A 7,591-nucleotide genomic window follows, 5' to 3' on the forward strand; every position below is an offset into this window, starting at 1 on the left:
GGAGAACGGCCTCCTGTACTACCCGACCTTCTACGAAGGCCTGGAGCAGAGCAAGAACGTGATCTACACGGGCCAGGAAGCCACGCAGCAGATCATCTGGGGCCTGGATTGGGGCGCCAAGGAGAAGAAGGCCAAGACCTTCTTCCTGGTGGGCTCCGACTACATCTGGCCGCGCACCTCGATGAAGATCGCGCGCAAGCACATCGAGAACTTCCAGAAGGGCTCGGTCAAGGGCGAGGAGTACTACCCGCTGGGCCACACCAACTTCAACTCGCTGATCAACAAGATCAAGGTCGCCAAGCCCGACTGCATCTTCGCGGCGGTGGTGGGCGGCTCGAACGTGGCCTTCTACAAGCAGCTCAAGGCCGCGGGCATCACGGGCGACAAGCAGTTCCTGCTGACGTTGGCCGTCACGGAAGACGAGATGACCGGCGTAGGCGGCGAGAACTTCGCGGGCTTCTATTCGTCGATGAAGTACTTCCAGTCGCTCGACAACGCGAACAACAAGAAGTTCGTGGAAGCCTTCAAGGGCAAGTACGGCAAGGACGCGGTGATCGGCGACGTCACGCAGGCCGGCTACCTCGGCCCGTGGCTCTGGAAGGCGGCGGTGGAGAAGGCCGGCAGCTTCGACGTGGACAAGGTGGTGGCCGGCTCTCCGGGCATCGAGCTGAAGACGGCGCCTGAGGGCTACGTGAAGCTGGATGCGAACCACCATCTGTGGAGCAAGGCGCGCATCGGGCAGGGGCAATTGGATGGGACGTTCAAGGTGGTGGCGGAGTCGGCGGAATTGATCAAGCCGGATCCGTTTCCGAAGGGATATCAATAAACCCCTGATGACTTTCTCCCTCCCCTTCCGGGGGAGGGCAGGGGTGGGGGCAAGCGGCGCCACCATTGGGCTCGCTCTGCCTGCCCCCATCCCAACCTTCCCCCGGAAGGGGAAGGAGCCAATACCCAACACCGGAATCGTTGCCATGACTCTGTCGGACATGATGAACATCGGCCTGATGCAGGGCTTCGCGGGGCTGAGCCTGTTCGCGGTGCTGCTGCTGATGGGCCTCGGGCTCGCGATCATCTTCGGCCAGATGGGCGTGATCAACATGGCGCATGGCGAGTTCATGACCATCGGCGCCTATTCGATCTACCTGGCCGCGCGCGTCACCGAAAGCCTGGCGCCCGCGTTCATGCCGTACTACTTTCCGATCGCGATCGGCCTGGCCTTCGTGTTCGCCTTCATCGTCGGCTGGATCGTGGAGTGGGTGCTGATCCGCCATCTCTACAAGCGCCCGCTCGACACGCTGCTCGCCACCTGGGGCGTGAGCCTGGGGCTGCAGCAGATCTTCCGCACCTTCATCGGCCCGAAGGAAGTGAGCCCCACGCTGCCCGAGTGGCTCATGGGCTCGTGGACGCCGCATGAAGGCCTGGACATTCCGATCAACGGCCTGTTCGTGCTCGCGCTCACCGCGCTGGTCACCGGCGGCGTGCTGCTTGCGCTGCACAAGAGCCGGTGGGGGCTGCGCGTGCGCGCCACCGTGGCCAACCGCACCATGGCCAACGCGACCGGCATCGACACCATGAAGACCGACCGCCTGACCTTTGCCATCGGCTGCGGCATTGCCGGCATGGCGGGCGCGGCCTTCACCACCATCGGCTCGACCGGGCCGACCTCGGGCTCGCTCTACATCGTCGATGCCTTCCTGGTCGTCACCTTCGGCGGCGCGGCCAGCCTGCTGGGCACCGTGGTCTCGGCCTTCGGCATTGCGCAGACGCAGTCGATCTCGGAGTTCTTCATGACCGGCTCGATGGCCAAGGTGCTGACGCTCTCGCTGATCGTGCTGATTCTGATGATGCGGCCGCAAGGGCTTTTCGCAGTCAAGGTGCGTCGTTGATGAACCCGAACCCTTCCTGGAGAACGTTCCGATGATGAATTTCATCAAGGCCTCGATCCTGCGCTACCAGCTCGGCAGCCTCCTGCTGCTGGTGCTGCTGCTGGCGGTCGTGCTGCCGCTGTCGCTCGACATCTTCCGCCTGAACCTCGTGGGCAAGTACCTCACCTACGCCTTCGTGGCCGTCGGCCTGGTCATGGTATGGGGCTACGGCGGCGTGCTGAGCCTGGGGCAGGGCGTGTTCTTCGGCATCGGCGGCTATGCGATGGCGATGTTCCTCAAGCTCGAGGCCTCCGACCCCGTCACGACCAAGATCCAGTCGACGCCGGGCATTCCGGACTTCATGGACTGGAACCAGATCACCGAGCTGCCCGCGCTGTGGCTGCCGTTCAAGAGCCTGCCGCTGAGCCTGGCGCTGGTGGTGCTGGCGCCGATGGCGCTGGCCTGGCTCGTGAGCTTTGCGATGTTCAAGCGCCGCGTGGGCGGCGTGTACTTTGCGATCATCACGCAGGCGGTGGCGCTGATCTGCACAGTGCTCATCATCGGCCAGCAGGGCTACACCGGCGGCGTCAACGGCATGACCGACCTGAAGACGATGCTGGGCTGGGACACGCGCACCGACGGCGCCAAGTACGTCCTCTACTACGTCTGCGTGGGCCTGCTGGTCGCGAGCATCGTGCTGTGCCGCTGGATCCAGACCAGCAAGCTCGGCACGCTGCTGCTCGCGATGCGCGACAAGGAAGACCGCGTGCGCTTCTCGGGCTACGACGTGTCCAACTTCAAGGTCTTCACCTTCTGCCTGGCGGCCGGGCTCTCGGGCATCGGCGGTGCGATGTTCGCGCTGCAGGTGGGCTTCATGTCGCCGAGCTTCGTGGGCATCGTGCCGTCGATCGAGATGGTGATCTTCTGCGCCGTGGGCGGCCGCATGAGCCTGGTGGGCGCGGTGTACGGCGCGCTGCTGGTGAACGCAGGCAAGACGCTGTTCTCGGAGAGCTTTCCGGATCTGTGGCTGTTCCTGATGGCCGGCCTCTTCATCGGCGTGACCATGGCCTTCCCGATGGGGCTCGCGGGCCTGTGGGACGAAAAGATCAGGCCCTGGTGGAAGGAGCGCCGCAAGGCACTGCGCGAGGCCGCCGTGCAGCCGCCGGCCTCCACGCCACTGCCGCCTGCAGCACCGCTCGCGGCCGCGGCGCCCGAACCCCAGCTGCCCGACGGTGTCGGCAGCCAGCGCGCCTGAAGAACTACACCGGAGCCACCACCTCATGAGCAACACCGACTTCGCGCTGGCCGTGGAAGACCTCAGCGTCTCCTTCGACGGCTTCAAGGCCATCGACGACCTCACGCTCTACATCGACAGGAACGAGCTGCGCGTGATCATCGGCCCCAACGGCGCGGGCAAGACCACGCTGCTGGACCTGATCTGCGGCAAGACCCGTGCGAGCGCCGGCAGCATCAAGTTCAAGAACACCGAGCTCACCAAGATGGCCGAGCACAAGCGCGTGCGGTTGGGCATCGGCCGCAAGTTCCAGACGCCGTCGATCTACGAGAACCTGAGCGTGTTCCAGAACCTGGAGGTGTCGTTCCCGAAGGGTCGCTCGGTGCTCGGCGCGCTGGCGTTCAAGTGCGACGACGAGGTCAAGGCCAAGGTCCAGGCGGTGGCCGAGGACATCGGCCTTGCCGACCGGCTGCGCACCGAGGCGGGCCTGCTGAGCCATGGCCAGAAGCAGTGGCTGGAGATCGGCATGCTGCTGATGCAGGAGCCCGAGCTGCTGATGCTCGACGAGCCCATTGCCGGCATGAGCGCGCGCGAACGCGAGCTCACGGCCGACCTGCTCAAGCGCATCTGCCGGAACCGTGCGGTGATCGTCATCGAGCACGACATGGCCTTCGTGAAGCAGATCGCGCACAAGGTCACGGTGATGCACCAGGGAAAGATCCTGGCCGAGGGGCCGATGGAGAAGGTGCAGGCGGATCCGAAGGTCATTGATGTCTATCTGGGGCACTAGATGAAGTCTTGCGTTGTGCTTTGTTCAGGGCGCGCTCCCGCCGACGGGGTACCTTGCTCCGCGAATGTCCTCCGGCCTGCGGCCTCCCCCTTGATTTCGCTGCGCAAGGCACCCCATCGGCGTGATCGTCATGCGCAGCGGTCGTTGATCGGCCAGCACCACAGCCGCGCCCATCGTGCACAGGGCATCGGGGTGCTTCCCGCAGCGAAATCAAGGAGGAGGGCGAAGCCCGGGGGACATTCGCGGAGGGAAGYACCCRGTGKCCTGTGCACACGCCCTGAACAAGAGCCTTAGAGGAACAACCAGATGAGCAACATCATGCTGAAGGTAGAAGACCTCCACGTAGCCTACGGCCAGAGCGAGGCCCTGCACGGCATCTCTTTCGAAGGCCATGCCAACGAAACAATAGCCGTCATGGGCCGCAACGGCATGGGCAAGACCACGCTGTTCAAGAGCCTCATGGGCGTGCTGCCGTTGAAGAGCGGCCGCATCGAGGTGGCGGGGCAGGACGTCTCGCGCGACGAGAGCTTCAGGCGCGTGGCCAAGGGCATTGCCTACGTACCGCAGGGCCGCATGATCTTTCCGACCCTCACCGTGGAAGAGAACATCCAGACCGGCCTCGAGAACTCGAAGACCAAACGCATTCCCGAAGAAATCTACGCGCTGTTCCCCGTGCTGTGGGACATGAAACGCCGCAAAGGCGGCAACCTCTCGGGCGGCCAGCAACAGCAGCTGGCCATTGCGCGCGCCCTCGTCACCGACCCCAAGGTGCTGCTGCTCGACGAGCCCACCGAAGGAATCCAGCCTTCGATCATCAAGGACATTGCCAAGGCCCTCAACGAGATCCGCAAGCTGCGCGGCATCACCATCGTCGTGTCCGAGCAGGTGCTGAGCTTTGCCATGGACGTGGCCGACCGGCTCTTCGTGATCGAAGGCGGGCGCCTCGTACACGAGACCGCGCGCGACAAGACCGACGTCGACCACATCAAGGCCTATCTCTCCGTTTAACCACAACCCACCCAGGAGCCACTGCAAATGACGGACACGCTGATCAAGGTCGACCTGACCAAGCCGCCCACCGAGAACGAGATGATCCACAACCGCTGGCATCCGGACATTCCGATGGCCTGCTGGGTCAACCCGGGCGACGACTTCATCCTCGAGACTTTCGACTGGACCGGCGGCTTCATCAAGAACAACGACAGCGCCGACGACGTGCGCGACATCGACCTGAGCACCGTGCACTACCTCTCGGGCCCCGTGGGCGTGAAGGGCGCCGAGCCCGGCGACCTGCTGGTGGTGGACTTGCTCGACATCGGCGCCAAGCAGGACAGCCTCTGGGGYTTCAACGGCTTCTTCTCGAAGAAGAACGGCGGCGGCTTCCTGACCGAGCACTTTCCCGAAGCGCAGAAATCCATCTGGGACTTCAAGGGCATGTTCACCAGCTCGCGCCACATTCCCGGCGTCAACTTCGCGGGCCTCATCCACCCCGGCCTGATCGGCTGCCTGCCCGACAAGCCGATGCTCGACATGTGGAACGAGCGCGAAGGCAAGCTCATCGCCACCGACCCGGACCGCGTGCCCGGCCTTGCCAATCCGCCGTTCGCCGGCACCGCCCACATGGGCAAGATGACCGGCGACGCGCGCGCCAAGGCCGCGGCCGAGGGTGCGCGCACCGTGCCGCCGCGCGAGCACGGCGGCAACTGCGACATCAAGGACCTGTCGCGCGGCTCGAAGGTGTTCTTTCCGGTGTACGTCGACGGCGCGGGCCTCAGCGTGGGCGACCTGCACTTCAGCCAGGGCGACGGCGAGATCACCTTCTGCGGCGCCATCGAGATGGCGGGCTGGGTGCACATGAAGGTCACGCTCATCAAGGGCGGCATGGCCAAGTACGGCATCAGGAACCCGATCTTCAAGCCGAGCGTGATCACGCCGCAGTACAACGACTACCTGATCTTCGAAGGCATCTCGGTCGACGAGGCCGGCAAGCAGTACTACCTGGACGTGAACGTGGCCTACCGGCAAGCTTGCCTGAATGCCATCGAGTACCTGAAGAAGTTCGGCTACTCGGGCGCGCAGGCCTATTCGATTTTGGGCACCGCACCCGTGCAGGGCCACATCAGCGGCGTGGTCGACGTGCCCAACTCCTGCGCCACGCTCTGGCTGCCCACGCAGATCTTCGACTTCGACATCAACCCGAACGCCGCGGGGCCGGTGAAGATGATCGACGGCAGCATCGACATGCCGCTGTCGCACGACCTGGCCTGACGAACGCGCCCATGCCCACCTACGACTACGCCTGCGGCCAGTGCGGCGGCTTTGAGGCGCTGCGGCCTTCGGGCCAGCGCGACGATCCCGCCGCATGCCCCGACTGCGGCGCAGCATCGCCACGCGTGCTTTCGGCCGCGCCGCGGCTCGCGCTGATGGCCTCGGGCACGCGCCGCGCGATGGAGACCAACGAGCGCGCCCGGCACGAGCCGGGCAGCTCGCGCGACTACGCGCGCTTCAAGCATCCGGCGGGCTGCAGCTGCTGCTCGGGTTCATCGCCGCGGCGCAGTGCGACGGTGACGGCACCCAACGGCGCCAAGTCGGCGCCTACCAAGCGGCCCTGGATGATTTCGCACTAATGCAGGCCTAACAMTCCACGGCATGCAGCGGGCCGGCACCGGCTCGATTGTTTCAATCCCGTGAACGCCGCGATTCCGTTTGCCGCGGTTTTTTGAGGCACTTCAGGATCACACTTCATTTCACCAACCAACCCATTAGGAGATTGAAATGAATGCCTCGAAAGTCCTCGCTGCTGCTGCCCTCTCGCTCCTGGCTGCCGCCGGTGCGCATGCAGAAACCTACGAAGGTGTGCTGACCGTGAACTCCGGCGTTTCGCGCGCCGAAGTCGCGCCGCAAGCCGTTGCCGCCGCCCGCGCCGGCAACGAATACGGCGACAGCGCCAGCGCCGGTGCGCAAGCCTTCACCTCGACCGCCGACCGCGCGACCATCCAGGCCGAAGCCGTTGCCAAGGCGCACGACCCGCTCGCAAGCCTCGACCGCCGCGCGTTCTACCGCGACGAAGTGCCGCAAGCCTACAAGAAGCCCAGCGTGTCGTTCACGCGCCAGGCCGGCCTCTGAGCCGAATCGCTCCCTTGATCGGCGCAATGAAGAACGGGCCCCCGACGGGGCCCGTTTTTCGCGTTCTCCGCCAGCCGTTCCTCATCCGATCCTGAATACCTTGGCTTGCCCGTTGCATCGGGCGCGCAGCAGATCGCCATCGATCTCGATGTGCGTCCAGGCCGCGAACACCCTGTCGCCGTCCAGCAGCTCGATGCTGTCGGCGGACAGCACCCTGTAGCGAAAGATCGGTGCGCATGCAGGTCCGTTCTTTTCTCCCAGGATCGCGGCGACCGTGCCGTCCGGACCGAAGCTGTAGCTCTCGGTGCTCGTTTCGCAGATGAGTGCCAGGCGGCGTCCGGCGAGCAGGGGTGTTTTCATCATCGACCGATCGTCCACCGCGCCTCACTCCCGCGTGAGCGCGAAGCTCTTCTTGATGCCGTCTGCGGCCGAAGGTGCCACCCACAGGTCGAATTCTCCCGGCTCCACCGTCGGCTTCATGTCGCGGCCGATGAACTGCAAGTCGTCCGGACGCAGCGTGAACTCGACCACCTTCGACGCACCGGGCCCGATGCGCACCTTGCGGAAGTTCTTGAG

At 64.8% G+C, this 7,591-nt stretch carries 10 protein-coding genes; 8 read left to right on the forward strand and 2 right to left on the reverse strand.

The window, feature by feature from the left end; genetic code table 11:
• From AC1DOC_RS11310 to AC1DOC_RS11345, 8 genes are all read left to right on the forward strand, one after another.
• A partial coding sequence (locus tag AC1DOC_RS11310; protein WP_478129811.1) for a transporter substrate-binding protein occupies window positions 1-826 on the forward strand: 826 nt, incomplete at its 5' end.
• A 145-nt stretch (window positions 827-971) separates the two neighbouring features.
• Window positions 972-1,886 (forward strand): urea ABC transporter permease subunit UrtB, encoded by a 915-nt coding sequence (gene urtB / locus AC1DOC_RS11315; protein WP_012748243.1) that lies wholly within the window; start codon window positions 972-974, stop codon window positions 1,884-1,886.
• A 34-nt stretch (window positions 1,887-1,920) separates the two neighbouring features.
• Entirely contained in the window at window positions 1,921-3,120 is a 1,200-nt protein-coding gene (urtC, locus tag AC1DOC_RS11320; RefSeq protein ID WP_478083419.1) for an urea ABC transporter permease subunit UrtC, read from the forward strand.
• Window positions 3,121-3,145: 25 nt separating this feature from the next.
• The gene (gene urtD / locus AC1DOC_RS11325; RefSeq protein WP_012748241.1) at window positions 3,146-3,889 is read left to right on the forward strand and encodes an urea ABC transporter ATP-binding protein UrtD; all 744 of its coding nucleotides are present in this window, start codon (window positions 3,146-3,148) and stop codon (window positions 3,887-3,889) included.
• 318 nt (window positions 3,890-4,207) lie between these two features.
• Entirely contained in the window at window positions 4,208-4,897 is a 690-nt protein-coding gene (urtE, locus tag AC1DOC_RS11330; RefSeq protein WP_028254247.1) for an urea ABC transporter ATP-binding subunit UrtE, read from the forward strand.
• Between the two features lie 27 nt (window positions 4,898-4,924).
• Window positions 4,925-6,157 carry a formamidase gene (fmdA, locus tag AC1DOC_RS11335; RefSeq protein ID WP_478080494.1) on the forward strand — a complete coding sequence of 411 codons (1,233 nt, stop codon included), beginning with the start codon at window positions 4,925-4,927 and terminating at the stop codon, window positions 6,155-6,157.
• Window positions 6,158-6,168: 11 nt separating this feature from the next.
• Entirely contained in the window at window positions 6,169-6,516 is a 348-nt protein-coding gene (locus tag AC1DOC_RS11340; protein WP_478083370.1) for an FmdB family zinc ribbon protein, read from the forward strand.
• Window positions 6,517-6,664: 148 nt separating this feature from the next.
• Window positions 6,665-7,015 (forward strand): hypothetical protein, encoded by a 351-nt coding sequence (locus AC1DOC_RS11345; protein WP_012748237.1) that lies wholly within the window; start codon window positions 6,665-6,667, stop codon window positions 7,013-7,015.
• 81 nt (window positions 7,016-7,096) lie between these two features.
• On the opposite strand, the gene AC1DOC_RS11350 is transcribed toward AC1DOC_RS11345, so the two are convergent.
• The gene (locus AC1DOC_RS11350; RefSeq protein ID WP_278875621.1) at window positions 7,097-7,393 is read right to left on the reverse strand and encodes a hypothetical protein; all 297 of its coding nucleotides are present in this window, start codon (window positions 7,391-7,393) and stop codon (window positions 7,097-7,099) included.
• A gap of 6 nt (window positions 7,394-7,399) precedes the next feature.
• A partial coding sequence (locus AC1DOC_RS11355) for a fibronectin type III-like domain-contianing protein (protein WP_478129812.1) occupies window positions 7,400-7,591 on the reverse strand: 192 nt, incomplete at its 5' end.

This window comes from Variovorax sp. 01T439_2 (genome assembly GCF_056398445.1).